General features: G+C 61.6%; 25 protein-coding genes and 1 pseudogene. 6 read left to right on the top strand and 20 right to left on the bottom strand.

All coding sequences use genetic code 11. From position 1 onward, the window contains the following. Positions 1-42: 42 nt before the first annotated feature. The 16 genes from atpG to argC all read right to left on the bottom strand — a co-directional run bounded on the left by atpG (position 43) and on the right by argC (position 14,173). Positions 43-927, bottom strand: a complete 885-nt coding sequence (gene atpG, locus SPH52_RS13425; RefSeq protein ID WP_411795538.1) for a F0F1 ATP synthase subunit gamma — start codon at positions 925-927, stop codon at positions 43-45. A 68-nt stretch (positions 928-995) separates the two neighbouring features. Then, positions 996-2,540, bottom strand: coding sequence for a F0F1 ATP synthase subunit alpha (gene atpA / locus SPH52_RS13420; protein ID WP_411795537.1), 1,545 nt, complete (start codon positions 2,538-2,540; stop codon positions 996-998). A gap of 16 nt (positions 2,541-2,556) precedes the next feature. Continuing rightward, positions 2,557-3,093, bottom strand: a complete 537-nt coding sequence (locus SPH52_RS13415) for a F0F1 ATP synthase subunit delta (protein WP_411795536.1) — start codon at positions 3,091-3,093, stop codon at positions 2,557-2,559. A gap of 12 nt (positions 3,094-3,105) precedes the next feature. Then, positions 3,106-3,576 (bottom strand): F0F1 ATP synthase subunit B, encoded by a 471-nt coding sequence (locus SPH52_RS13410; protein WP_411795534.1) that lies wholly within the window; start codon positions 3,574-3,576, stop codon positions 3,106-3,108. A gap of 73 nt (positions 3,577-3,649) precedes the next feature. Next, positions 3,650-3,877 (bottom strand): F0F1 ATP synthase subunit C, encoded by a 228-nt coding sequence (gene atpE, locus SPH52_RS13405; RefSeq protein ID WP_114478188.1) that lies wholly within the window; start codon positions 3,875-3,877, stop codon positions 3,650-3,652. A 71-nt stretch (positions 3,878-3,948) separates the two neighbouring features. Further along, positions 3,949-4,776, bottom strand: coding sequence for a F0F1 ATP synthase subunit A (atpB, locus tag SPH52_RS13400; RefSeq protein ID WP_411795533.1), 828 nt, complete (start codon positions 4,774-4,776; stop codon positions 3,949-3,951). A gap of 14 nt (positions 4,777-4,790) precedes the next feature. Beyond that, positions 4,791-5,189: an ATP synthase subunit I gene (locus tag SPH52_RS13395; protein WP_411795532.1), complete on the bottom strand. Its 399-nt coding sequence runs from the start codon at positions 5,187-5,189 to the stop codon at positions 4,791-4,793. 187 nt (positions 5,190-5,376) lie between these two features. Further along, on the bottom strand, positions 5,377-6,297 hold the full coding sequence (locus tag SPH52_RS13390) for a ParB/RepB/Spo0J family partition protein (protein ID WP_411795530.1): 921 nt from the start codon (positions 6,295-6,297) through the stop codon (positions 5,377-5,379). A gap of 53 nt (positions 6,298-6,350) precedes the next feature. After that, positions 6,351-7,121: a ParA family protein gene (locus SPH52_RS13385; RefSeq protein WP_411795529.1), complete on the bottom strand. Its 771-nt coding sequence runs from the start codon at positions 7,119-7,121 to the stop codon at positions 6,351-6,353. A 28-nt stretch (positions 7,122-7,149) separates the two neighbouring features. Further along, positions 7,150-7,815 (bottom strand): 16S rRNA (guanine(527)-N(7))-methyltransferase RsmG, encoded by a 666-nt coding sequence (gene rsmG, locus SPH52_RS13380; RefSeq protein WP_411795528.1) that lies wholly within the window; start codon positions 7,813-7,815, stop codon positions 7,150-7,152. After that, positions 7,812-9,707: a tRNA uridine-5-carboxymethylaminomethyl(34) synthesis enzyme MnmG gene (gene mnmG, locus SPH52_RS13375; RefSeq protein WP_411795527.1), complete on the bottom strand. Its 1,896-nt coding sequence runs from the start codon at positions 9,705-9,707 to the stop codon at positions 7,812-7,814. Before mnmG ends, rsmG begins: the two co-directional genes overlap by 4 nt. Positions 9,708-10,238: 531 nt before the next feature. Then, on the bottom strand, positions 10,239-11,012 hold the full coding sequence (locus SPH52_RS13370) for an amino acid ABC transporter ATP-binding protein (protein WP_411795526.1): 774 nt from the start codon (positions 11,010-11,012) through the stop codon (positions 10,239-10,241). Positions 11,013-11,022: 10 nt separating this feature from the next. Continuing rightward, positions 11,023-11,694 (bottom strand): amino acid ABC transporter permease, encoded by a 672-nt coding sequence (locus tag SPH52_RS13365; RefSeq protein WP_411795525.1) that lies wholly within the window; start codon positions 11,692-11,694, stop codon positions 11,023-11,025. A gap of 106 nt (positions 11,695-11,800) precedes the next feature. Further along, positions 11,801-12,565, bottom strand: a complete 765-nt coding sequence (locus SPH52_RS13360; protein ID WP_411795524.1) for a transporter substrate-binding domain-containing protein — start codon at positions 12,563-12,565, stop codon at positions 11,801-11,803. A gap of 115 nt (positions 12,566-12,680) precedes the next feature. Then, entirely contained in the window at positions 12,681-13,034 is a 354-nt protein-coding gene (gene erpA, locus SPH52_RS13355; RefSeq protein WP_411795523.1) for an iron-sulfur cluster insertion protein ErpA, read from the bottom strand. 104 nt (positions 13,035-13,138) lie between these two features. Further along, on the bottom strand, positions 13,139-14,173 hold the full coding sequence (gene argC, locus SPH52_RS13350) for an N-acetyl-gamma-glutamyl-phosphate reductase (protein ID WP_411795522.1): 1,035 nt from the start codon (positions 14,171-14,173) through the stop codon (positions 13,139-13,141). A gap of 144 nt (positions 14,174-14,317) precedes the next feature. On the opposite strand from argC, the gene SPH52_RS13345 reads away from it, so the two are divergent. The 6 genes and pseudogenes from SPH52_RS13345 (at position 14,318) to SPH52_RS13320 (ending at position 20,490) form a co-directional block, all read left to right on the top strand. Further along, entirely contained in the window at positions 14,318-16,075 is a 1,758-nt protein-coding gene (locus tag SPH52_RS13345; protein ID WP_411795521.1) for a chloride channel protein, read from the top strand. Between the two features lie 49 nt (positions 16,076-16,124). Further along, complete coding sequence (gene hemJ / locus SPH52_RS13340; RefSeq protein WP_411795520.1) at positions 16,125-16,556, top strand: protoporphyrinogen oxidase HemJ; 432 nt, start codon at positions 16,125-16,127, stop codon at positions 16,554-16,556. Between the two features lie 2 nt (positions 16,557-16,558). Next, positions 16,559-17,350: pseudogene (locus tag SPH52_RS13335) on the top strand (bifunctional hydroxymethylpyrimidine kinase/phosphomethylpyrimidine kinase); the annotation flags it as partial. A 189-nt stretch (positions 17,351-17,539) separates the two neighbouring features. After that, positions 17,540-18,829, top strand: coding sequence for a glutamate-1-semialdehyde 2,1-aminomutase (hemL, locus tag SPH52_RS13330; protein ID WP_411795698.1), 1,290 nt, complete (start codon positions 17,540-17,542; stop codon positions 18,827-18,829). A gap of 28 nt (positions 18,830-18,857) precedes the next feature. Beyond that, entirely contained in the window at positions 18,858-20,102 is a 1,245-nt protein-coding gene (locus SPH52_RS13325; RefSeq protein WP_411795519.1) for an AAA family ATPase, read from the top strand. Between the two features lie 85 nt (positions 20,103-20,187). Beyond that, positions 20,188-20,490, top strand: coding sequence for a hypothetical protein (locus tag SPH52_RS13320; protein ID WP_411795518.1), 303 nt, complete (start codon positions 20,188-20,190; stop codon positions 20,488-20,490). Between the two features lie 54 nt (positions 20,491-20,544). Here the strand turns inward: SPH52_RS13320 and SPH52_RS13315 are convergent, their stop codons facing one another. Genes SPH52_RS13315 through pgaA form a run of 4 tightly spaced genes read right to left on the bottom strand, consistent with a single transcriptional unit; the run spans position 20,545 to position 26,435 of the window. Continuing rightward, complete coding sequence (locus tag SPH52_RS13315; protein WP_411795517.1) at positions 20,545-20,817, bottom strand: hypothetical protein; 273 nt, start codon at positions 20,815-20,817, stop codon at positions 20,545-20,547. Continuing rightward, positions 20,810-22,057 carry a poly-beta-1,6-N-acetyl-D-glucosamine synthase gene (gene pgaC / locus SPH52_RS13310; RefSeq protein ID WP_411795516.1) on the bottom strand — a complete coding sequence of 416 codons (1,248 nt, stop codon included), beginning with the start codon at positions 22,055-22,057 and terminating at the stop codon, positions 20,810-20,812. Before pgaC ends, SPH52_RS13315 begins: the two co-directional genes overlap by 8 nt. Continuing rightward, positions 22,054-24,012: a poly-beta-1,6-N-acetyl-D-glucosamine N-deacetylase PgaB gene (gene pgaB / locus SPH52_RS13305; protein ID WP_411795515.1), complete on the bottom strand. Its 1,959-nt coding sequence runs from the start codon at positions 24,010-24,012 to the stop codon at positions 22,054-22,056. Before pgaB ends, pgaC begins: the two co-directional genes overlap by 4 nt. Beyond that, positions 24,009-26,435: a poly-beta-1,6 N-acetyl-D-glucosamine export porin PgaA gene (pgaA, locus tag SPH52_RS13300; RefSeq protein ID WP_411795514.1), complete on the bottom strand. Its 2,427-nt coding sequence runs from the start codon at positions 26,433-26,435 to the stop codon at positions 24,009-24,011. Before pgaA ends, pgaB begins: the two co-directional genes overlap by 4 nt. Positions 26,436-26,469: the final 34 nt, after the last annotated feature.

Here is a 26,469-nt window from a genome sequence, read left to right as displayed (position 1 = left end):
TGAAACCTGTGTGCCGGGAGAGCCCCAGGCTCTCCCCGGGCGCTATACGGCGGCGGCACCGCCGACGATCTCGGAAATTTCCTGGGTGATGGCGGCCTGGCGGGCCTTGTTGTACACCATCTCCAGATCGTCGATCAGGCCGCCGGCGTTGTCGGTGGCGTTCTTCATGGCGATCATTCGGGCCGCCTGTTCGCAGGCCCCGTTCTCGACCACCGCCTGATACACCTGGGATTCGATGAAACGAACCAGCAGGCTATCCAACAGCGCCTTGGCATCCGGCTCATACAGGTAGTCCCAGCTACCGGGACGCTTGTTGTCCTCGTCATCCGCACCGGCCCCCATGTCGGGGGAGAGCGGCAACAGCTGGCGAACCACCGGTCTCTGCGTCATGGTGTTGACGAACTCGTTGTACACCACGTACAGGCGATCCAGACGACCCTCGTCGTAGGCATCCAGCATCACCTTGACGATGCCGATCAACGCCTCGACCTCGGGCGCTTCGCCCAGGCCGCTCTTGGCTGCCACCAGGTTGCCGCCGTAGTTGCGGAAGAAGCCGCCAGCCTTGCTGCCCAAGGCGCAGAAATCGAGCTCTGCGCCCTCGTTGCGCCATGCCACGGCGTCCTTGATCACGGCCTTGAACAGGTTCACGTTCAAGCCGCCGCACAGACCGCGATCGGTGGAAACCACGATGTAACCGACCCGCTTCACCTCGTCGCGCTCGACCATGTAGTCGTGCTTGTACTCGGGATTGGCGTCGGCCAAGTGGCTGGCCACGTTGCGGATCTGCCGGGCATAAGGCTGACTGGCCCTCATCAGATCTTGCGCTTTACGCATCTTCGACGCAGCGACCATTTCCATGGCGCTGGTGATCTTCTGCGTATTCTTGATGCTCCCGATCTGGGTGCGTATCTCTTTTGCAGCTGCCATAGCGATCTACCTCGTTCGTGGCCCTCAGAAGTTGTCCAGGGCCCGCCCTTGCGGGCGGGCCGGCGGATTTACCAGCTCTGAGTGGCCTTGAACTGCTCGAGACCCTGCTTCAGCCCTTGCTGGATCTCGTCGTTGTAGTCGCCGGTCTGGTTGATCTTGTCGAGCAGCGCGCCATGCTCGGACCTCATGTACTCGTGCAGGGCACGCTCGAAGTCCAGCACCTTGCTGACATCGACGTCGTCCAGGAAGCCTTCGTTGGCGGCATACAGCGACACGCCCATCTCGGCTACCGACAGCGGCGAATACTGCTTCTGCTTCATCAGCTCGGTGACACGCTGACCGTGCTCGAGCTGCTTGCGGGTGGCCTCGTCCAGGTCGGAAGCGAACTGGGAGAAGGCCGCCAGCTCGCGGTACTGGGCCAGTGCCAGACGCACGCCGCCACCGAGCTTCTTGATGATCTTGGTCTGGGCCGCACCACCCACGCGGGATACCGACAGACCGGCGTTGATGGCCGGACGGATACCCGCGTTGAACTGGTCGGTCTCAAGGAAGATCTGACCGTCGGTGATCGAGATCACGTTGGTCGGAACGAAAGCCGAGACGTCGCCGCCCTGGGTCTCGATGATCGGCAGCGCGGTCAGCGAGCCGGTCTTGCCGGTCACTTCACCGTTGGTGAACTTCTCGACGTAGTCGGCGTTGACGCGAGCGGCACGCTCGAGCAGACGCGAGTGGAGATAGAAGACGTCACCCGGATAGGCTTCACGGCCCGGCGGACGACGCAGCAGCAGGGATACCTGACGGTAGGCCCAGGCCTGCTTGGTCAGATCGTCATAGACGATCAGCGCGTCCTGGCCGCGATCACGGAAGTACTCGCCCATGGTGCAGCCGGCATAAGGAGCCAGGAACTGCATCGGAGCCGGGTCGGCGGCACCGGAGGCAACGACGATGGTGTGCTCCATCGCGCCGTGCTCCTCGAGCTTGCGCACCACGTTGGCGATGGTCGACTGTTTCTGACCGATGGCCACATAGACGCAGGTGACACCCTTGCCCTTCTGGTTGATGATGGCGTCGACGGCGATGGCCGACTTACCGATCTGGCGGTCACCGATGATCAGCTCACGCTGGCCACGGCCGATCGGCACCATGGCGTCGATCGCCTTGAGGCCGGTCTGGATCGGCTGGTCCACCGACTGGCGGGTGATGACGCCCGGGGCGACCTTTTCCACCGCATCGGTCAGCTTGGCGCCCACGTCGCCCTTGCCATCGATGGGGTTGCCCAGCGGATCGACCACGCGACCGACCAGCTCGGGGCCTACCGGCACCTCGAGGATGCGACCGGTACAACTGGCGGTCATACCCTCTTCCAGCTGCAGGTAGTCACCCAGCACCACGGCGCCCACGGAGTCGCGCTCGAGGTTGAGTACCATGCCGTAGATGCCGCCAGGGAATTCGATCATTTCACCGAACATCGCGTCCTCGAGACCGTGAATCTTCACGATGCCGTCGGAAACGCTGACGATGGTGCCCTGGTTACGGGCTTCGGATGCGACATCCAGCTTTTCGATACGCTGCTTGATGATGTCGCTGATCTCGGAAGGATTCAGTTGCTGCATGCCATGTCCCTCAGACTCAGGCGGTAAGAGCTTCGGAGAGGCGATTCAATCGACCACGCACCGACCCGTCGATGACGGTATCGCCAGCGCGCAGGATGACGCCTCCGATAAGCTTCGAATCTACCTGAGTGGTAATGGAGATTTCGCGATTCAGGCGCTTCTTCAACGCGCCGGCGAGCTTCTGCTGCTGCTTGTCGTCGAGTTCGTAGGCAGAGACCACGATGACCTCGACGCGCTTTTCGTGTTCGGCACGCAGTAGCTCGAACTGTTCGGCGATCACGGTCAGGGTGTTCAGACGCCCCTTCTCACCCAGCGCCTCGAGGAAACGGTGGACCGACTCATCGATCTTGGCTTCGGCCAGTTCGACGATCAGCGCCACCTTGCGCTCGGGGGTCAGGCTCGGACTGGAAAGGAGTTTCTGTACGTCGCGAACTGCAACGACCTGGCCGAGCTTGCCCAGCCATTCCGACCAGTTTTCCAGCGCCTCGTGCTCACGTGCGTACTCGAACGCCGCTCTGGCGTAGGGTCGTGCGACAGTAGACGTTTCCGCCATGGATCACCTCCTTCACAGTTCGGCGGCAAGCTTGTCGAGCAGCTTGCGGTGTGCCTTCTCGTCGACGGAGGATTCCAGGACACGCTCGGCACCGATGATGGCAAGGGTTGCCACCTGGGCGCGAAGCTCTTCCTTGGCGCGATTGATTTCCTGATTGATCTCGGCACGTGCGCCGGCCACCAGGCGCTCACCTTCGGCGCGGGCCTGCTCGCGGGCTTCCTCGATCATCTGAGTGGAGCGCTTGTGGGCCTGCTCGAGAATCTGGGAGGCCTGTTCCTTGCTCTCACGCAGCGTCTGCTCCGCCTTTTCCTGTGCGAGTTCGAGGTCGCGTGAGGCGCGGCTGGCCGCATCAAGGCCATCGGCGATCCTCTTCTGGCGCTCGTGAAGCGCAGTGCTGATCGGCGGCCACACGTACTTGATGCAGAACCAGACAAAGATCGCGAAGGCGATCGTTTGCCCGATAAGCGTCATGTTGATATTCACGGGTAAGTACCTCTGACGGGTTCGTGGCGACCGGAAACGAGCAAACCGAGCGCCTCAGCGCTCGGCAGGGTCGTTAGCCGGCAACAACGAAGATCAGGTACATCGCGATACCGACGCCGATCATCGGCACGGCGTCGAGCAGGCCGGCCATGATGAAGGTCTTGGTCTGCAGCTGGTCGCCAAGCTCAGGCTGACGCGCAGTGGACTCGAGCAGCTTGCCACCCAGGATGGCGAAGCCGATGCCGGTGGCCAGGGCGCCCAGACCGATGATGATGGCGGCTGCAAGGTAGACCATTTCCATGATGTTACTCCTGGTATTTGAGTTTAGGTTCAACGGGTTAGGGGTTTAGGGAATTGCAAACGTTGCTCGGTTCAGTGGTGCTCGTGAGCGGCGCTCAGGTACACGACGGTCAGCACCGTAAAGATGAAGGCCTGCAGCGTGACCACCAGAATGTGGAAGATGGCCCAAGGCACGTCCAGCAGCCAGATGGCCCAGAACGGCAGCAGCGCGATCAGGATGAAGATCACCTCGCCAGCAAACATGTTACCGAACAGTCGCATGGCGAGACTGAAGGGCTTGACCAGCAGACCGATCACTTCCAGCAGCAGGTTGAAGGGGATCAACAGCCAGTGGTTGAACGGGGTCAGTGACAGTTCCTTGGCGAAACCGCTGGCCCCCTTGACCTTGAGACTGTAGTAGATGATCAGGATGAAGACACCCAGTGCCATGCCCAGCGTAGCGTTGGGATCGGTGGTAGGCACGATCTTCATGTACTCGACGCCGAGACGCGCGAAGAGCTCCGGGAAGTAATCGACCGGCAGGATCTTCAGCGTATTCATCAGCAGAATCCACATGAACAGCGTCAGCGCCAGAGGGGCGATGATGGGATTCTTGCCATGGAAGGCAGAGCGAACCAGACCCTCGATGAATTCGATGACCATCTCGACGGCATTCTGCAGGCCGCCGGGCACACCGGTGGTGGCCATCTTCCCGGCCTTGCGGAAAAGCCAGATGAACAGCAGGCCCATGGCGATCGACCAGCCCATGGTATCCACGTGGATGGCCCAGAACCCCATTTCCTGGGCTTCGGTCGAGGAGTGGGCGAACGACCAGCCATTCTCGGGGTGACGACCGAACGTCAGGTTCTGGAGGTGGTGCTGTATGTAATACGTTGCCGTAACTTCATTACCTGCTGCCATGCGCTTACCTCGGTTCAGGGAGCGGGTCGCCTGCGCATCGTCCAAGGCAAGAGCCAGTGCGCAAGAACAACCGCCACGTATGCGACAAAGAAGAAAATCGGGTTTGAGGGGGGCGCTGCCACGAACACCATGGCCAGCAGTGCCACCGTCAAACCGAACTTTCCTGCCTCGGCCCGGTAGAGGTTCGAGACGAAGCGACCCGCCCGCCTGCCTCCACGAACCGACCCGATGCGCCAGGCGAAATAGAGGGAAGGAATCAGACTAACCAGCCCGCCCATAAGCGCAGATAGCGCGCCGTCGATCCCTGCTAGCAATGCGCCGACAGCCACCACCATCAGTGCCGCCGCGCCCTGTAACCACAGTAATCGACTGGTATCGATTCGCTCGCGCTTGCGGCCGAGGTGTCTATGCATCTGTCGACATTCCTACCCGACCTGAAGAGGGCGTGAGTGCCGGCTGAACCTAGCGTGTCGCTCAGGCAAACAACGGCGGATTATAGGGAAGCCCCTTGGCCTGTTCAACCAAACTTGGCGCTTTTTGCCCACGAATGGTGCGGGTTTGCGACCAAAGAAGCAATAATTGCCAACATCACCAGTGACGTCAGCGAATATGGTCGAGAATCCCGTCGAGTTCCTCGAGGCTGGAGTAGCGGATGGTTACCCGCCCCTTGCCGGCACGCCCATGCTGGATCTTCACCGGGGCACCGAGCAGTTCGCCGAGTTTGGTTTCCAGGCGCGCCACGTCGGGGCTGACGGGGGCATTCGTGACCTTCTTCTCCTCGCCCTGGGCCAGGCGCTTCACCAGCGCCTCGGTATCGCGCACGGTGAGGTCCTTGTTGACCACTTCATGCGCCGCACGTCGCTGCTTAACCCCGGTGAGGGCGAGCAGGGCGCGGGCATGGCCCATGTCCAGATCGCCTCGCTCGAGCAGGGTCTGCACCTCGGGATCGAGTGCCAGCAGGCGCAACAGGTTGGTCACTTGGGCACGCGACTTGCCCACGGCGTCGGCAACCTGCTGCTGGGTGAGTTCGAACTCCTCGAGCAGGCGCTTGAGCGCCATTGCCTCTTCCACCGGGTTGAGGTTCTCGCGCTGGATGTTCTCGATCAGCGCCAGCGCCAGCGCCACTTCGTCGGTGACTTCGCGAATCACCGCCGGAATGGTGTCGAGTTCGGCGAGCTGGGCAGCGCGCCAACGCCGCTCACCGGCGATGATCTCGTAGCGGGCCTCACCGATGGGCCGTACCACGATGGGCTGCATCACGCCCTGGGCGCGGATCGAGTCGGCGAGCTCCTCCAACGCCTCGGGCTGGATGTCGCGGCGCGGCTGGTACTTGCCGCGGCAGAGCTGGCCAAGCGGCAGGCGTTCGAGTCGCTCCTCGGCGGCAGCCGGGGAAGCTTCAGCCGGCTCGCTCGTCTCACCGATCAGGGCTTCCCCTTCGGGAAGCTCAAGATTCTCGCGGCGACGGGCGCCGGCACCGATCAGGGCATCCAGGCCTCGGCCCAGGGCGCGTTTACGCGTCATCAGCATTCCCTCATCACGAAAATCGGTCACGACGGGTGGTTCCACCTGCCGCACTACAGCGACAAGCGACGAATCAGTTCCTTGGCCAATACCCGGTGGGCCTGGCTGCCGCGCGAAAAGCGCGCGTACTTGGTGACCGGCAGGCCGTGGCTCGGCGCCTCGGCGACCCGCACGTTACGCGGGATCGTGGTCTTGAGCAGCGCCTCGCCGAAGTAGTCGCGCAACTGCTTGGAAACATCGCGGGTCAGACTGTTGCGGCCATCGAACATGGTGCGCAGGATGCCATAGATCGCCAGGTCTGGATTCACGCTGTCCTTGATCTGCTCAACGGTGTCGAGCAGCGCCGAGAGCCCTTCCAGGGCATAGAACTCGCACTGCAACGGGATCAGCACGCCGTTGGCGGCGGTCAGGGCGTTGACGGTGAGCATGTTGAGCGAGGGCGGGCAGTCGATCAGCACCACGTCGTATTCGCCGGCGACGCTTCCCAGCGCTTCGGTCAGGCTGCGCTCGCGCCCCTCGGCCCGATCGAGCAGCTCCACTTCGGCAGCAGTGAGATCGCCATTGCCAGGCAGCAACGAGTAACCGGCAGCAGGGCAGTCGAGCATCACCTCGGGGGCACTCTTCTCACCCAGCAGCAGGTCGAGCACGCTGCCTTCGAGCGCATGCTTGTCGATGCCGCTGCCCATGGTGGCATGGCCCTGGGGGTCGAGATCGACCAGCAGCACGCGGCGATCCAGGGCGGCGAGGCTGGCAGCCAGGTTGACGGCGGTGGTGGTCTTGCCCACGCCGCCCTTCTGGTTGGTCAAGGCGATGATTTGGGTCACGGGCGACTTCCTTGCGTCGAAGGCACGCTCACGGGCGGCCTGGGTTGGAATCGGTTCGCTCGACGATCAACAGCTGACGCTCCACCGTGGTGAACGGCACGACGAGCGTATGACGCTCGCGTATGGCCAGCCCGGTGTCCAGGGCGGCCAGCTCCTCGTCGGCGGCCGGCCCCTTCATGGCCAGCCAACGACCGCCTTCCGCCAGCAGGTGATCGGTCAGCTGGACGAAATCGGCCAGGCTGGCGAAGGCCCGTGAAATCACCTGGGCGTAGCCTCCCACAGGCGGCTCGAAGGCCTCGACCCGGGCCTGCACGGGCATGACGTTGCCAAGCCCGAGCTCCATCACCGCCTGGCGCTGGAAGCGTACCTTCTTGCCGTTGCTGTCGAGCAGCGTGACCGCAAGCGCGGGCTCCAGAATCGCCAGCACCAGCCCTGGCAGGCCCGGGCCCGAACCCACGTCGAGCAGCGGCGCCTCGCCGACGAAGGGCAGTACCACGGCGCTGTCGAGCAGGTGCCTGACCACCATCTCTTCCGGTGAGCGTATCGCGGTGAGGTTATAGGCGCGATTCCACTTGTGCAACAGCCCGACCAGACGCAACAACCGCTCGCGTTGCACGTCATCGATGCCGATGCCCAGCGCGGCAAACCCTTCGTCGAGACGCGCTTCCACCTTGGGCGTGACGGCATCGCTCATCCGTTGGCCACCCGCGTGTTATCGAGAAGGCGCTTCTTCTTCAAATGAATCAAAAGGATAGACACGGCTGCCGGGGTCACACCAGAGATCCGAGAGGCCTGGGCCAGGGTCCCGGGGCGTGCCTCGGCGAGCTTCTGACGAATCTCGTGGGAGAGCCCCTCGACCTGGGCATAATCCAGATCGGCCGGCAGCGGCGTGGCCTCATGGCGCTTGAGCTTGTCTATCTCATCCTGCTGGCGGTCGATGTAGCCCTGGTACTTGGCCTGGATCTGCACCTGCTCGGCCACTGCCTCGTCAGCCACCGCCTCGCCGCTCAGATGGGCCAGGTCGGCATAGCCGAGTTCGGGGCGCTTGAGCAGGTCGAGCAGGCTGTACTCCCGGGAGAGCGGCTTGCCGGTCTTGGCCGTGATGGCCTCGGCGGCCGCGCTGCCGGGCTGAACCCAACTGGCCTTGAGCCGGGCGCTCTCGCGTTCGATCGCCTCGCGCTTCTCGCTGAACGCCGCCCAGCGTACGTCGTCCACCAGACCCAGCTCGCGGCCGGCCTCGGTGAGGCGCAGGTCGGCGTTGTCCTCGCGCAGCAGCAGGCGATACTCGGCGCGCGAGGTGAACATGCGGTAGGGCTCCTTGGTGCCCAGCGTGATCAGATCGTCGACCAGCACGCCGAGATAGGCTTCGTCACGGCGCGGCCACCAGGCCTCGAGCCCTTTGGCACGGCGGGCGGCATTGAGCCCGGCAAGCAGGCCCTGGGCGCCGGCTTCCTCGTAGCCGGTGGTGCCGTTGATCTGCCCGGCGAAGAACAGGTTGTGGACAAATTTGGTTTCCAGCGAGTGCTTGAGATCTCGCGGATCGAAGAAATCGTACTCGATGGCGTAGCCGGGGCGCGTGATATGCGCGTTCTCGAGTCCCTTGATCGAGCGCACCACCTGCAGCTGCACATCGAAGGGCAACGAGGTGGAGATACCGTTGGGGTAGAGCTCGTGGGTGTCGAGGCCCTCGGGTTCGATGAATACCTGGTGACTCGCCTTGTCGGCGAAACGGTGCACCTTGTCCTCGATCGACGGACAGTAGCGCGGCCCGACCCCCTCGATCACACCGGAGTACATCGGCGAGCGGTCCAGATTGGCGAAGATGATCTCGTGGGTACGCTCGTTGGTATGGGCGATGTGGCAGCTCACCTGGCGCGGATGCATGTCGCGCCGACCCAGATAAGACATGACCGGTGTCGGTGTATCGCCAGGCTGCTCCTCGAGAACCGAGAAATCAACGCTCTTGGCGTCCAGTCGCGGCGGCGTTCCGGTCTTCAGTCGATCGACCCGGAACGGTAGCGCACGCAGACGTTCGGCGAGGGCATTCGAGGGTGGATCACCAGCACGACCGCCGCGGCTCTGGTCGAGCCCGATATGGATCACGCCGCCGAGAAAGGTGCCCGTGCACAGCACTACCGTTTCGGCAAGGAAGCGAATACCGGTCTCGGTGACCACGCCACGTACGGTGCCGTTGTCCACCAGCAGATCGCCGGCGGCCTGCTGGAAGATGGTCAGGTTGGCCTGGTTCTCCAGCATGCCGCGAATGGCGGCCTTGTAGCGCACACGGTCGGCCTGGGCCCGGGTGGCCCGCACTGCAGGACCCTTGCGTGCATTGAGTACACGGAACTGGATACCGCCCAGGTCGGTGGCCAGGCCCATGGCACCGCCCAAGGCATCGATCTCCTTGACCAGATGACTCTTGCCGATCCCACCGATGGCGGGATTGCAGGACATCTGCCCCAGGGTCTCGATGTTATGGGTCAGCAGCAGGGTCTGACAGCCCATACGGGCGGAGGCCAGAGCGGCTTCGGTTCCCGCATGGCCGCCGCCGATGACGATGACGTCAAAGCGGTCGGGATACTCCAAGGTTCACCTCGTTGCGCTTGCGCGCGGATATTGCCTAGGGATGAAAAACAGCCTGGCAGTATAAACCGACTGTGGGTAACCGTCAGGGTTTTCCACACTGGGGTCGTTCGAGATCCGAGAATTCACCAGTCACTAAACAAAACAAAATGATTAAAAGAGAGAAGTTCTGTAGTGGTTGTTACTACTGGTGTGGACAAAAATCGTGGATAACCTTGAATAGGTTTTTTTAAACAATGGGTTGCGTTGTTGACTTCTGCGCTTGTAAGAGGGTGACGAGCTGAGGGTGAGCGGTGCTGAGCCTGTGGATGAAAACGGCGCTTTTCCACAGTGCGAACGCTACACCCTTTTTCCACCGTCGCCTACCGTGCTTGTCACCGTGACTGTGAACAACCGCACGCGATGAGGACGCATGCGACAACCATGCGGGTTGCATCAGCATTAAGGCTGCTTCCGCAGAAATTTTATCCACAGGCCAAAAAAGACCCTGTAGACAGCTACAGGGTCTCTCGAAGGGAGACTACAGAGGAATTTTCAGTGCTTGAGTACCCTTGCCAGGAAGCTTTGGGTGCGCTCGTGGCGCGGGGAGTCGAACAGTACGTCGGGTGCCGCTTGCTCGACGATCTTGCCTTGATGAATGAAGACGACGCGATCGGCGACTTCGCGGGCGAAACCCATCTCGTGGGTGACGATGACCATGGTCATGCCCTCGCGGGCGAGTTCACGCATGGCGTCAAGCACTTCGCCGATCATTTCCGGATCGAGCGCCGACGTCGGTTCGTCGAACAACATCAGTCGCGGTTCCATGGCCAGCGCACGGGCCAGGGCCACACGCTGCTGCTGCCCCCCGGAGAGTTGGGAAGGGTACTTGTCCGCCTGATCGGCGATACCTACGCGCTCGAGCAGCCGTTGGGCGCTCTCGGTGGCATCGGCACGGCTCCAGCCGCGGACTTTCATCGGGGCCAGCGTGACGTTGTCGCGTACCTTGAGATGGGGGAATAGGTTGAACTGCTGGAACACCATGCCGACTTCGGTGCGAATCCTCTGCAGCGCGCGGCTGCTCTTGCCGTTGGGCAGCAGTTCGTTGCCATCGACCTCGATAAGGCCGGCCTGGAATTCCTCGAGGCCGTTGATGCAGCGAATCAGCGTCGATTTACCGGAGCCGCTGGCGCCGATCACCACCACCACTTCACCGGGCTGGATCGCAAGATCGATGTCCTTGAGCACGTGCAGCTCGCCGAAGTGCTTGTTGACCTTCTTCATGTGCACGATGGGTATGGCGTCGAGATGAATATTGTCTCGGTTCATGTCGCGCTCCTTATTGTCCGACCAGGCCCTTGCGCTCGAGCAGGCGCAGCGCGAAAGAGAGGCTCAGCGTTATCGCCAGATAGAGGAGGGCGACCATGAGATAGACCTCCAGGGCGTTGAAGGTCGTGGCGATATAGACCTGGCCCTGGCGCACCAGCTCGCCCACGCCGATCACCGAGAACAGCGAGGTGTCCTTGATACTGATGATGCCCTGGTTGCCGAGCGGTGGAATCATGCGGCGGAAGGCCTGAGGCCAGATGATGTAGCGGAACGACTGCACCCGCGTTAGGCCCAGCGACAAGCTGGCCTCGCGCTGGCCGCGTTCGATGGACTGTACGCCGCCGCGCACGATCTCCGAGATATAGGCACCCGAGTTCACGGCGATGGCGGCGATGCCGGCGACCAGGGCATTGATCGGCCCCCCAAGCAGCTGAGGCAGGCCGTAGAAGATGAACAGCACCTGAACCAGTACCGGGGTGCCGCGGAAGATCTCGATGTAGGCGATCGCCGGTACGCGCAGCCAGACGATAGGGCTGATACGCAGCAGGCCGAAGAGAATGCCGATGAAAAAGCCGATGGCCAGGCCGCCGAAGGAGATCAACAAGGTATAAGGGATCCCCTTCAGCAGAAAGGGAATGGAGGCGAAGGCCGCCTCCCAGTCGAATTGGAAGGTGACGTCCACGTAGGTTCTCCGGTCAAGGCGCGTCTCAGGAACAATGAGCCGCGGGCAAGTAGCGACGCCGCGGGGCCGAGTCTTGCGCCTGGCCCCGCGTCAGGGATTGGGACAATCACTCGTCGCTGGTGTCGCCGAACCACTTCTCGTGGATTTCGTCGTAGGTGCCGTCCTCGCGCATCTCGGCCAGGGCTTCGTTGGCGGGCTCGACCCATTCACTGCCCTTGACGAAGACGATGCCGTACTGCTGGCCTTCGTAGAGCGGGCCGACGACCTGAACCCGACCTTCGCCACGGGTCTGGGCGAAGTAACTGACATTGGGGGCGTCGTAGAATACCGCGTCGGCACTGCCGCCAAGTAGCGCCATGTACATGTCGCTGCTGCCGGGGTAGGGGGTGATATCGGCACTGTCGCCAAGCTTTTCCTGCAGGAAGTCGTAGCTGGTGGAGCCGACCTTGGTGGCGATGCGCTTGCCTTCCAGATCCTCGATCTCCTCGACGCCATCCTCGTCGGCCCGTACCAGGATCTTCAGGCCGCTGTCGTAGTAGGGATCGGAGAAGTCGACGATCTGGGCGCGCTCCTCGGTGATGGTGATGCCGGCAATGGCGATATCCACGCTGCCGGTCTGAACGGCGGGAATGATGCCGTTGAAGTCCATGGTATTGAGTTCGTAATCGAACCCGGCCCGCTCGGCGACTTCGGCAATGATGTCCATGTCGAAGCCGACCATTTCGCCGGTTTCTTGATCCATCATCTCGAAGGGTACGAAGCTCGGGTCGGTGACCACCTTGAGCGTCTCGTCGGCGGCGGCCGAGCCGGCAAGGCCGAACGCGAAGGCAATGCCCGAAACCAGGGTGGCCGTCTTCACTTGTCGTTTCATACGTTTCCCCATGGTGAATTGTTGTGGCGTTTCGCCTTTAAAACATGGCGAGTCCACGGGGAAGCGTCAAGTAGAGCGAATTCTGTGCTGTTCTGATGGCGTCTTGGCAGGAAAATCACACCATGAAGGAGGCACCGCAGCCACAGGTAGTGGTGGCGTTGGGGTTCTGCACCAGGAACCGCGCACCGGCCAGCCCCTCCTCGTAGTCGATGGTGGAACCGACGAGGTATTGGTAGGAGAGTTCGTCGACGACCAGGGCCACCTCGCCGAACTCGATGAGGGTGTCGTCCTCGGCCACCGAGTCGGCAAAGTCGAAGCCGTACTGGAAACCCGAACAGCCGCCCCCCGTCACGTAGACGCGAAGCTTGAGTTGGGGTTTTCCCTCTTCCTTGATGAGTGCCTGCAGCCGTTTCCTGGCAGCCTCGGAAAGCATCATGGGAGTGGGCACGAAGGATTCTGCGCCGCTCATAGAGTTCCTCCCTAATGAATGGGTAACGGGGGATTATCCCTAATCCCCAGTAAAAGGGTCAACTATTACCGGGGATGGGGATCCTTTGCCTCTGGGCTCGGGCCTCAAGGCATCAGGGCGGGAGCGGCTAGCCCGGCGTTCTCGGCGAAGCCGAACATCAGGTTGAGGTTCTGCACTGCCTGGCCCGAGGCGCCCTTGACCAGGTTGTCGATCACCGACAGCACCACCACGGTATCGCCGTTGCCTGGACGATGCACGGCCAGCCGACAGACGTTGGCGCCCTTGACGCTGCGCGTCTCGGGATGGCTGCCGGCGGGCATCACGTCGACGAAGGGCTCGTCGGCGAAGCGCTGTTCGAAAAGCGCCTGCAGATCGCCCGGCTCGGTGGTCAGGCGACCGTAGAGAGTGGCGTGGATGCCGCGGATCATCGGTGTCAGGTGCGGGACGAAGGTCAGGCCGACCGCCCCTCCCGAGGCATCGCACAGGCCTTGGCTGATTTCGGGCAGGTGGCGATGCCCGGAGGCGCCATAGGCCTTCATCGATTCGCTGGCCTCGGCCAGCAGCGACGGCACCTTGGCACCGCGGCCGGCGCCGGTCACGCCGGACTTGCAGTCGGCGATGATATGCCCGGGGTCGATCAACCCGGCTTCGAGCAGCGGCAGCAGCCCCAGTTGTACTGCCGTGGGGTAGCAGCCGGGGACGGCGATCAGGCGTGCCTGGCGGATGCGCTCGCGGTGCATTTCGGGCAGGCCGTAGACGGCTTCTTCGAGCAGCTGCGGTGCGCCATGCGGCTGGCCGTACCACTCTGACCACACCTCGGCGTTGCGTAGGCGGAAGTCGGCGGAGAGATCGATCACCCGGGTGCCCTGGGCGAGCAGCTCGCCGGCCAGGGAGTGGGCGACACCGTGCGGAGTGGCGAAGAACACCGCGTCGCAGGCGCCCAGACGGCGTGGGTCGGGTTCGCTGAAAGCCAGGTCGTCGTAGTGGCCGCGCAGGTTGGGATACATGTCACACACACGCATGCCGGCTTCGGAGCGCGAGGTGATCGCATCGACCTCGACCTCCGGGTGCTGGGACAGCAACCTGAGCAGCTCGACGCCGGTGTAACCGGTACCGCCGACGATTCCGACCTTGATCACAATGCGACTCCTTCGAAGTTGACCTGACTCTTGGAGCGTCCGCCAACGGGACCGTCCTCTCTGGATATGATACACAAGAGAGGGGGCGGCGACTCAACCGCCATGACATTGCATTTCCGGAACCGTTTGCACAGGAATCAAGCCGTGCCGCGCCTCTCGTTTCCCACCTTCAGCCTGGAAGGATTCCGCCGCAAGCTGGCCAATGTCGATGCCTTGCCCCAGCTGTGCGTGCTGGGAGTCATCTCCGGGCTCGTGACCGGTGCGGTGATGGTCGCCTTTCGGCTGTTACTGGAGCTGGGGGGTGTGCTGTTCATGCCCGGCGGCAACCACGAAGCCTTCGAGGGGCTGCCGCCTGTGGTGCGCTCGAGCCTGCCGCTCGTCGCTGTGGCGCTGATCGGCATATTCCTGTGGCGCCAGCCCGCTGCCGCGCGCAAGCTGGGTGTCGGACACGTCATCGAACGCCTCACTTACCACCAGGGCCGCTTCCCCCTGCGCAACTGGATCAACCAGTGGTGGGTAGGTGTCGCGACGGTGCTTGGCGGTCTGTCCGCCGGCCGCGAGGGTCCGGCAATCCATCTCGGTGCGGCTGCGGCCAGCGGCTTGGGTCAACGGCTGCGACTGCCGCACAACAGCCTGCGAGTGCTGGTGGCCTGCGGTACGGCGGCAGGCATCTCGGCCTCGTTCAATACGCCGATCGCCGGAGTCATCTTCGCCATGGAGGTGGTGATGATGGAGTACACCATTGCCGGCTTCATGCCGGTGATCCTGGCTTCCACCATGGGGGCACTGGTGGCCATGCTGGTCTACGGTTCCGAGCCCGCCTTCCAGGTGCCCAGCGTCAGCCTCGGTTCGTTGATGGACCTGCCCTGGATCGTGATCACCGCACTGTTCATCGGCCTGCTGGCCGGGCTCTTCATCCATGTGGCACGTAGCGAGAGGATCAGTGGCCTGCCGGTCGTGCTACGCCTGGCGCTGGTGGCCTTGGCCACGGCGGCGGTGGCATGGTGGTACCCCGACGTTCAGGGCATTGGCTACGACAGCCTGGATGCTTCGCTGGCCGGTAACCTGACCGTCGATGTGCTGCTGGCGCTGGTGGTGGCCAAGCTGCTGCTGACGGCCATCACCGTGGCCAGCGGTATTCCCATCGGCATCATCGGCCCGGTGCTGGTGGTCGGAGCCGCTGCCGGTGCCTTGGCTGACCTGGTAGGGGTCTGGCTGTTTCCCCAGATGGGCTCGGAGCCCGGCTTCTACGCCATGCTCGGCATGGCGGCGATGATGGGAGCCGTTCTGCAGGCGCCGCTGGCCGCGCTGATGGCACTGCTGGAGCTGACCCATAACCCCAATATCATTCTCCCGGGCATGCTCGCGGTGGTGGTCTCGGGGCTGACGGCTCGCCAGCTGTGCCGCTGCGATGGCTTCTTCATCAGCATGACCCGCCATGGCCTGCATCCGCTGCAGCAGCCGTTGATGCAGGCGCTTTCGCGGATATCGGTGCCGGCGGTGATGGAGCGCAGCTTCGTGACCACGCCGCGCATGGTGACCCGCGATCAAGCCCGTGCGCTGCTCGATGCCAAGCCGGCCTGGATCCTGATCCTTCGCTCCAGCGGCGACAAGCCTACCCTGGCGCTGAAGGCGGCTGACCTGGCCCGCGCCTTGATCGATGAACAGGAGCTGGAGGAGATCACCACCGAGGAGGCACTGATCGACCTGCTCGAGGTGCCGGGGCTGAGGTTGGAAATGGCGCCGATCCATTTACAGGCAACATTGTCGGAGGCGTTCGAGCGGCTCAACGACCAGGCTGTCGACGCACTTTATGTAGAGCATGGACGACGCCCGAAGCACAAACGGATTTCCGGTATCATCACGCGCGGTGCGATCGAACGTTACTATTCGCTGAAGTAAGCTCGGTCGCTGCTGCGATCGTGTCGTCACCAGTCTCTCGGGAGAAAGCATGTACTTCTGGATCAAGGCCCTGCACATCGTGGCCGTCGTGACTTGGTTTGCCGCGCTGTTTTACCTGCCGCGCCTGTTCGTCTACCACGCCATGGCGCGTGACAAGGGCGAGCAGCAGGCCATCGATTACTTCATCGTGATGGAGCGCAAGCTCTACCGCGGCATCATGACGCCGTCGATGATCGCAGTGGTCGTGTTCGGGGGATGGCTGCTCTACCTCATGCCCCATTGGCTCGGCATGGGCTGGATGCATGCCAAGCTGCTGCTGGTGTTGCTGCTGGTGGCCTATCACCACGTCTGCCTGATCTATCTCAAGCAGTTTGCCGCAGGCCGCTGCCAGCGTCCCCACGTTTTCTTCCGCTGGTTCAATGAACTGCCAGTGATTGCGTTGCTCGCCATCGTGATCCTGGCCGTGCTCAAGCCGTTCTGACCATGTCGCCAGGAATGCAGCAGAATCCGCCGGTGGTGTTGGTACTGGCCGGTCACGACCCCACGGGAGGGGCGGGTTTCACCGCCGACGGCGAGGCGATCGCCGCCTGTGGTGGTTGGGCCATGACGGTGCCGACGGCGCTGACGGTGCAGGACTGCCACGACGTGCAGCGGGTAGTGCCGGTACCTGCGAACCTGATCCGCGAGATAGCGGGGCGACTCGAGGAGTTTCGCCCAGCGGCGATCAAGGTCGGACTACTGGCCAGCTCCGAAACGCTCGATGCCGTGGTGGAAATCGTCAAGGCACACCCGCAGTTGCCGGTGGTGGTCGATCCGGTACTCAAGGCCGGAGGCGGGAAAGAGTTATCCACAGATACTTTGGTCGATGCCTTTCGTTCCCGGCTGCTTCCCCTTGTGGATATTCTTACGCCCAATCGTCTCGAGCTTGCGCGTCTTGCCGGGTCGGAGGCTCAGGATGACCAGGCGCGCGTGCAGCGGTTGCTGGAGCTCGGTTGTCGAGCCGTGCTGGTGACCGCCAGCGACGATCCCGAGGTCGGCGTGCCGGACGAGGAGGTCGAGCTGGTGCTGTATGCCGACGGAGGTCGTTTCGCCTGGCGCTGGCCGCGGCTGGCGGGCAGCTACCACGGTTCGGGCTGCACCCTGGCCGCTGCACTGGCAGCGCGTCTCGCCGCTGGCGAGTCGCTGCGCTCTGCCTGTGAACAGGCCCAGCGTTTCACCTGGCAGGCCCTGGCCGATGCCTGGCAGCCTGGAACCGGGCAGGCGCTGCCACGGCGAACGGGATTTTCAAAGAGTCGGGATGATTCGACGCAGGGAGTGGCCCAGGCCTGTAGCATGAGCGAAGATCACCGTATCTCCACTGCCGACCCCAAGGTTATCCAAGAAGTTATCCACAGACCGGGCAGCGTGAGCCTGGCACCTCCCATGACGGGGCCAAATCCTTCTCATGACCGTAATGAGGCTTACATGACCACTTCCGCAATGCTCTTCGAGCAGGCTTGTCGCCATATTCCCGGCGGCGTCAATTCCCCCGTGCGTGCCTTCAAGGGGCTTCACCGGCCTCCGGTATTCATGGAGCGGGCCCAGGGCGCCTATCTGTTCGACGTGGAAGGCAAGCGCTACGTCGACTATGTCGGCTCCTGGGGGCCGATGATCACCGGCCACGCCGACCCCGATGTGCTGGCGGCGGTGCGCAGCCGACTCGACCACGGCCTTTCATTTGGTACGCCGACGGTGATCGAGACCACCATGGCCGATCTGATCTGCGAAATGATCCCGTCGATCGAGCTGGTGCGTATGGTCAATTCGGGCACCGAGGCCACCATGTCGGCGATCCGCCTGGCGCGTGGCTTTACCGGGCGCGACAAGATCGTCAAGTTCGAGGGCAACTATCATGGCCACTCCGACTCGCTGCTGGTAAAGGCCGGTTCCGGCGCATTGACTCATGGGGAGCCCAGCTCACCTGGCGTTCCGGCCTCCCTGGCCGAGCACACCATTACCCTGTCCTATAACGACATCGATGCGGTGGAGGCCTGCTTCGAGGAGATCGGCAGCGAGATCGCCTGCATCATCGTCGAGCCAGTCGCCGGCAACATGAACTGCATTCCACCGCAGCCCGGCTTCCTCGAGACTCTGCGCCGGGTTTGCACTGAATACGCTAGTGTGCTGATCTTTGATGAAGTGATGACCGGTTTTCGTGTTGCCATGGGGGGGGCTCAGGCTCACTACGGCATCGAGCCCGACCTGACCTGCCTGGGCAAGATCGTTGGCGGCGGTATGCCGGTGGGGGCCTTCGGCGGCAAGCGCGCGATCATGGAGCAGATCTCTCCGTTGGGACCGGTCTATCAGGCGGGTACGCTCTCGGGCAATCCGCTGGCCATGGCAGCCGGCATTGCCCTGCTCACCAAGCTGCGCGAGCCTGGCTTCCACGACGCCCTGGCGCAGCGCGTGGAGACGCTATGCCACGGACTGCAGGAACGCGCCGATGCCGCCGGCATCGATATGATGACCCAGCGTGCCGGTGGCATGTTCGGGCTGTTCTTTACCGGGCAGTCGCGGGTCGACAACTTCGCCCAGGCCACGGCCTGCGATGCCGATGCCTTCCGTCGCTTCTTTGCGGCCATGCTGGACGAAGGTGTCTACCTGGCGCCTTCGGCATACGAGGCGGGATTCATGTCCAGCGCTCATACGCCGGAAGACATTCAATTGACGCTGGATGCCGCCGAGAAGGCTTTCGCCCTGGTGCGCCAGCCTTGATCAGGCTCAACTGCCACGAGGAGTGAACATGGACGCCACTTCAGCGACTTGCAAGACGTCTCCATCCACAGCCCTCAGCCTGGATGAACTGATCGATTCGCTGGTGGCGTCGCATCGCGGCTTTGTCGATGACCTGCCTTACGTGGCTTCGTCCTGCTGCCTGGCGGCAACCCGTTCGCTGGTAGAGGATGAAGTGAGCGTACTCGATGCCCGCCTGACGGGTGAGGAGGATCGGCGTCGCCTGCAAGGTCTGAGAGAGTGGCTGGATCAAGAACTGGTACGGCTCGAACCGTGGTTTTCCGAGCGTGGCGAGCCGCGTCCGAGCTGGGTCGTCGAACGTCAGGTCATGCCGTTATGTGATCGACAGCGTCTCATCATGTCCAATGCGCTTGATCTCGAAGCTTCGGATCCGCTGGCCAAGCGTCGTCTGGACCCAGGCTTCGACCTGGTGTCACTGCTGGTGGGTCTGTACGTGCGCGACGAGACGCGCTTGGCCCATTACGCGTTGGATCGCTACCTGCGCCTCTCGGGTGATTACTCCCTGACGCGTCTCATCTCGGTGTTTGCGGTATGCCGCTCGCTCGCCGGTGCCCGTCGCGCGCTACTGCGCTGGGAGGCGGGCCGAGACACGGCGTTTCAACTGGCGGAGATCATGACGGAGTGCCGCCGCTATCTCGATCTGGCCGAGCGGGTCTCCAACTTCCGCTTCCCCCCATTGATCATCGGTGTCGGCGTCTCAGGCAGTGGCAAGAGCCGCTTCATGGCCGAGATCGTCGAGCGATTGGGCGCCGTGAGGCTCTGTTCGGATGCGGAACGGCGCCGCCTGCATGGCATTCATCCACAGACGGTTGGTCAGGATGCGCCTGTGGATATCTTCTCCCCCCAAGCCACCGAACGCACCTACCATCATCTGGCCAGCCTGGCGGGTGTGCTTCTCAATGGTGGTATTCCCACCTGTATCGACGCGACCTGTCTGACGCACGCCCAGCGTCGTTTGCTGTGCCAACAGGGAGAGGCGCGTGGCCTGCCCGTACTCATCGTCAGCTTCGAGGCGGATGACGAAACTCTCAGGGCTCGCATCGTCAAGCGGGCGAGGCGACAGGGCGTGGACCCATCCCGAAGCCTTGATGTGCTGAACCGCCAGATGGCGAGCTTCGAGAATTTCACTACCGAAGAGCGACCGAATTTATTACGCATCGATACCACGGCGGAACATGTCGGTGATACATTGGCATTACTTGTCGAGAAGCGTTTTAACCTGAGTTATAGCTGAGGGTGTCATGGGAAGACCCTTTTTACTTTTAGTGACGGGTCTGGTCGGGCTAAACGCTGGCCTAGCCGCGGCAGGAGGGAATCAGATGTCGACAGGATCGCATCAGCCTCAGGTTAATTCGGCAAATACGATCCAAGTGATATTCGATGGTGAACCCGGCACGCAATTCCAAGCCTCGTTGATGATAGAGGGTTCGGGTAAGTCGACGACATATGAGCTGGAAGAAACCGTACCAAGTGAGCGTATTTATGAGGGCGAGGCGCTGGAAGCCACCGTACGACAGATGAGCGCCGAGGGAGCGCTGGTGGTGGAGGTTCGCAAAGGAGGGAGTGTGAGTCGCTCCAGCACCAGCGGCTTGAACAGCGTGGTGAGACTACGTGTAAGATAGGCAAACACGCGGCTTCGAATGTAGCCTGATGATCGCTCTCCTGAGGCTGATACGTTATTTTCTCTGGTTGTAGAGGTAGCGGTTGTAGATGGCCCAGCAGTGGAAGACTAGGAACGTCACGAGAAATCCCAAGACTACGAGCTTGGCCAGTGTCGCAGTGATCATGCTCACGGCCAAGGCATTTTCTTCGAATATAAATAGGTAGAATTTGAAAAATAATCCCATCCAGAGGGAGAAAGTCAGCGCAGCCATGAGCCAATCTCTGGCCTTGTAAACAAGGCTCTTTTTCCCAGGGTTACTGATAACCACGGGAAGAAGCTTATTCATGAAATATTTCTCCTCTATCCGGACTCGTCCAGGTGGCGAACCTTCCCTTCTGTCTGCGGAGCGCCTTGGGCAAGGCGACGACCACGGTAGTCATATTCAGCATCCAATAGGCAAGCGGGTACCATACGCACCAGTAGGCGCAACGTAGCATTTCCCTCTCGTATCGGCTGTCTATAGTAAAGCTGACGATAAACTGAATAAGGCTAATGAATATGAGTGTTCCGCCGAAATATGAATAAATAATGCTTGGATAGCTTGTCAATTGCGAGGCGTAAGGCAAGCTAAGCAGCCATAGGCAAAGCATGAAAAGAGCCGAATAGCACCACGCCACGCTCACGACATATTCCAGCAGTAGCGGCCAGAACCGACGATTCTTCCATTTCACCGTTTGTGAAAGATACCTCAGAAAGACTTCCGCGCCGCCTTGGGCCCAGCGTAGCCGCTGGCGAAACAACCCTTGGAGCGTTTCAGGCATCAGCACCCAGCAGATGGCCCTAGGCTCATACCTGACTTGGCCGCCTGCAAGCTGAAGCCGCCAGCTGATGTCAATATCTTCCGTTACCATGTCGGTATTCCAGCCTTCGATGGCCTCGAGAGCACTGCGACGGAAAGCGCAAACGACTCCGGAAATGGTAAATACCATGCCATAGATGCGCTGGGCCCGCTTGATCAAGCCGATAATGGAGGAGAACTCTCCCGTTTGTATCTTGCCAATCGCAGTCGAGCGCGTCCGCACCCTTGGATTACCTGTAACTCCGCTGACATGTGGGCTCTGAATGAAATGGCTAACCATATAGCCTATGGCATCGTAATCGAGAATTGCATCGCCATCGATTCCTACGATGATTTCCCCCTTCGCTTCTGTCAATCCATGATTCAGCGCGCTCGCTTTGCCTCGATTTGGCTGGTGGATGACGGTCAGGTTTTTGGACAGTGCTTTCAGCTCTTCGAGCTTTTCCGCCGTGTCATCGGTGCTTCCATCGTTTATCGCAATGATTTCGACATTGGGGTAATTTTGTTGGAATAGATGTCCTACGGTCTCGTTTATGTTGGCGCCTTCGTTATAGCAGGGAAGCAGTACGGTGACTCTAGGCGATTCGGAATCCCAATGATAGGTGTGCGGCCACGCCTGCTTTCTTTCCCAATGCAAATAAAAGTATATGCCGCCACAAATCCATATCGTGGCCATCACGCTAGGATAAGTGAAGGTGAAAATGGAGAGCGCATCGATAACGTTCATTTGTTCACCCCAAATCTTTGTCCTATGGAGAAGTACGGTCGTAAGTCGCTCATGTCGGGGTGATTATTGTGAAAATCGTCTGGGTAATAGCCGATGTGTCTTATTCCTGCGTGCTTGATGGTATCGATCCAGCTCGTCAATACTTCGTTACGCACGAGGCTCTCGTCTCGCCAGTCTCGGGTTTGCAACTCAAAAACAAGTTTTTCGGCTGGTATCTCTGCCAGTGATTTCCGCGCCAGCTCCTCGAGCCATCGCTGGGGATCGTCCGCCTCTTCCATGTACGGCATGGCCATGACGGCCACGTAATCGTAGGCGGAAGCAAAATTCTCAGCGGCTTGTGCGAACCATGCCTGGCTTTCCGGCTCGATGATCGGAAGAGCGTAGATGTTGCGTGATGTCGTAAACCTTTTATTGTCCGACTGGCGATAGTAGTTGGCCGAATCCGCCAGTTCGAGAGTGAAATCCGTCAGGAAAGCGGTCTTTCTGCGTGTCCAATTGTCCATCAGGGCTTCTTCCCGGCGAATCGCTTCGATGTCGCGAGGCAGGTTCCATGTCGTTTCATGCAGGCTCAAGGCGTCGTCACCGGCATCTTCGAAGTCGGTGAGGAACGCATCGTCATGGAATAGCAGACCATCGAACTTCGCTAACCTGCCGAGATCCCGATAGATCTCGCTGATGATGCGCCTGTTGGTCGCCGAGTAAGGCGACAGGCGCAGGTAATGCTCGCTGGCAACCACCCCCGTGCGCGCATCCGTCACGTACTCATGCCCCGGACCCAGGTCGAATGCGAGAACCGGCATCCAGGCATAGACCTTGACGTTGGCGCGCTTCTTCAACTGCCAGGCGACCCGGTTGAACAGGTCCGCACGCATTGGCAGGTGGCGGTTGGGAAAGTAGAGGGCTTCGGCCACCCCGTTGCCGTTGGGGTCGGCGAAGGCCTGCAGATAGACCGTGGTGACACCGAAACGGTAGATACGGTCGACCAGCAGGTCCAGGTTGGCTTCCTGCTGGATGGGGTCGGGGTCGTAGACGTAGTCGAGATCGACATGGACGATCCGCAGGTTGTCCCGCTCCCACACGCGATTGCCGAGTATTTCCTCGAAGGTCTGGAGACTGGTTTCCTGATCGATGAGGTAGCGGCCCATGACTTCCATGCCATGTCCGATCCGGTTGGGTTCGCTGAGCAGGCTGAAGCTGTAGGGCATGCCGTATTCAGCGGCGATGTCCAGCGTGGCTCGGCTGTATGCACCATAGGGCCACACCATGATACGCGGCGGCGTTCCGGTGATCTCTTCCAGCTGTCGACTTGCCCTGTGCATGTCGGTACGTATGCGCTGCAGATAATCCTCTTCGCTCTCGTAGCCAGACGGTTGCCAACGGCTGGTTACGGCGGCGGCCTGCTGATTGCCTTGGGGGTTGCCGTCCAGGCCGTAGTGAAGGTCATAGGTGTGAGAGGCGATCTCGATCAGCGGATCGTCGTGCAGCGCCTTCAACTGCTCGCGGGTCATGAAGCGATCACGGTCGAGGTAAGTGTCGCCGTAGGGAACATGACCTGCCGCGGGCACGTCGATCCAACTGCCCACCACGGCCGTGATGGCAGGGTAGCCATACAGCTTGAGCAGCGGATAGACGATGTCATGGAAGCTTCGATAGCCATCATCGAAGACCAACATGACCGCTCTGTCGGGCAGCGGCGCAATGCCGGCCTCGGCGTCGAGTACCTGCTGGAACGAAACGGGCTGATAACCGCGGGAGCGAATCAGGTTGAAGTGCTCGATGAGGCGAGTACGTGTGATCGTCTGCGGCAGGAGGGCACCCTCCGGCGTAACATCGAGATCGACCACATCGTGATAGCTGATCACCACGAAGTCGCCGCTCACCCGTGCAGCCTGGGCCTGTTGCACGAGGCTTGCGATGAGAAGCAGGCCGAAGAGAAGGAACAATCGGGTACTCATGGAAATCTCCACACCAAGGCTCCTGTCAGTACCGTGTCGTGCTCCGCTTGACCGTCGTAAACGGCCCGCTCCCGGGCGATGCCGTACTCCAGGGAGATACCAGGCTGGAACTCCCACCGCTGGTGATAGCCGAGACTCCAGGTTTCCTCCCTGGTTTCGCCGTGCTGCCAGTACTGGCCGGTACCAACCGAGATGCCCTGGGTGAAGGTTTGGCGGTAGCCCAGGGGATGGGCGTACTCGAGCACCAGTTCCCCGCTGAGGTGAGTGTCGCGTTCAGGGTTGTAGTAGCTGGCGCTCACCTCGTCATTGCGCGAGCCGCCGAGCCAGCCCGTCGCGGCGAGCAGCCAGCGATCGCGCTGGTATAGCCGCTCTTCCCAGTAGCCAAGGACGCTGCGGCGCAGGTTGCCGTCATCGAAGTCGGTCAGGCTCACTTCCGCACCCAGCGTACGTCTCTCGTCGTGACGATAGGTCAGGGCAACGTGGTAGCGATTGGCGTGGACGTCATCGTTCAGGGCGCGCAGGGGAGTGGTGAGGCTGTTATATTCGGTGCCAAGCGTGACGGCGACGTGTTCGGTAAAGTCGTGGCGCAGCGTGGCGCTGAAGTGCGGCTCGTCATTGAGCTGCAGGCCATGACCGGCTGCCAACGTGACGTGGTTCGGAAAGAGGTTCCATTCATAACCCGCGATAGCGTATCCCGCCCGTAGCGATCCCTCATCGAAGGTCCCGTATTGATGGCGGTGCTGCAGGTAGTACCGCGAGCCGCGATCGTCGCGTGGGGAGCGAAAGACGACATCACTGAGCCACTCCCTCGATGCCTGGGTGCTGCCCCCGCCTTGCCCATCACTGCGTCTCACGGAAAGAGCCAGCTCCGCTGCGCGCTGTTCCTGCCACTCCCGCTCGAGGTTGTCCCTCGATACGCTGGGTTTGGCGGTATCCAGCTCATGGCGTATCTGCGCCACCGTGCCCCTCCAGAGGCCTTGCTGGAGCCTGGCGATCAGTTCGCCATGGTGTGGTGTGTCGCGGTGTTCCGGCCCCAGCAATGAAGCGGCGTGTCGGTAGTCGGCCTGGGCCTGTTCGAACCAGCCTCGCCAGCGGCTGATGTCGCCTCTCAGCAGCCACAGGTAAGGGTTGGCGGGGGCTTCGGTAAGGTAAGCGTCGACCTGCACCTGGGCCTGCCGCTCGTTGCCGCGCCAAGCCATGAGCATGGTGTCGAGCAGAAGGACTTTCTGCAGATTGGGGTTCTCGATATGGGTCGTACCGGTAAAATCCCGACGATAGGCAGGCTCGGCACGTCGCCATTCCTCCAGCAGGTGCTGTGCCTCACGGTGGCGTCGTGCATCCGTATAGCTGAAGAACAGGCTCTCGTAGAGCGGATCGCTCAGGTCTGCGCCCCGTTCCGGTTCGTCCCGCAGCATGGCCTGGTAGATCGGAATGGCCTGTTCAGGGTGGCCCAGGCCATTGAGCGCATGAGCCCTGGCCCGTAGCACATAGCTGGGCAGGGAGCCAAACTGCTGCAGTAACTGCTGGCTCAGGATCTCGGCTTCGTCGAATCGACGCAGCTGCGCTAGCGCCACGACCTTGTCGCGCTCGGCCTGCAGACGCAGTCCGGGATCCAATTCCTCCGACCCCAGCACGAGGTCCAACTTGCCAAGGCCCCTTTCGATGCTGCGGTGATCCTCAAGATGAATCCCGAGGCGAATGTCGTTTACGCCCTCGTAATAGCGCAGCCAGAGCGCATCGCTGGCACTGAACAGGTCGGGGTAGCGTTCGAACAGCTCGCGCGCAGGCTCACTGGCACCGAGACTCACCGCAAGGCGGTAGAGCGCGCGAATTTCGTTGGGGCTGTCGGGCTGTCGTTCGACCAATGCCTGACGTGCCTGCAGTTCTGCCAGGGCATTATCCGTTTCGGCGGCCAGGTATCCCCTCGCCTCGAGCGCCTCCAGGGTGGGGCCGGCGAGGATCTCGTAGCGCTTCAGCGCGGTCTCGGCGAGTACGTATCGGCCCTGGTCGATGTATACCAAGGCTTGGCCCAGCCAGGCGGCTGGCTCCTCAGGCTCACGGTGGGCCAGGCTCGTGAAGTACGCTAGTGCAAGGTCGGGTTCTCCTTGCCTGCGAGCGGCGCCCCCCAGGTCGAGCAGCTCATGGGCGGTCAAGTCTTCCATGGAGCAGCCCGCGCAAGTCGACAGGGCCTCTTCGAGGCGCTCGGCCCTGATCAGCAAGGCAATCAGGTCGCTGCGTACTGCAACATTGCCCGTGCGTGCGTACAGTGAACGCAAATGTGAAATCGGCGTGTCCCATTGCCCACTCGCGATAGCATGTTGCACCAGAGCCTGTCGCTGGGCGTCGGCCGAGGCGTCTGCCAGGGCCTCCAGAGGAAGGAGCGCAATCACGCAGAGAGGCACAGCGGTAAGCAAGCGTTTCATCAGCCTTTGTCTCATGAGATCTGCGTTCGCAGTG

The sequence above is a fragment of the Halomonas sp. A29 genome, from assembly GCF_046723295.1.
Classification (GTDB): domain Bacteria; phylum Pseudomonadota; class Gammaproteobacteria; order Pseudomonadales; family Halomonadaceae; genus Halomonas.
This window is presented reverse-complemented; position numbering and strand designations above follow the sequence as displayed.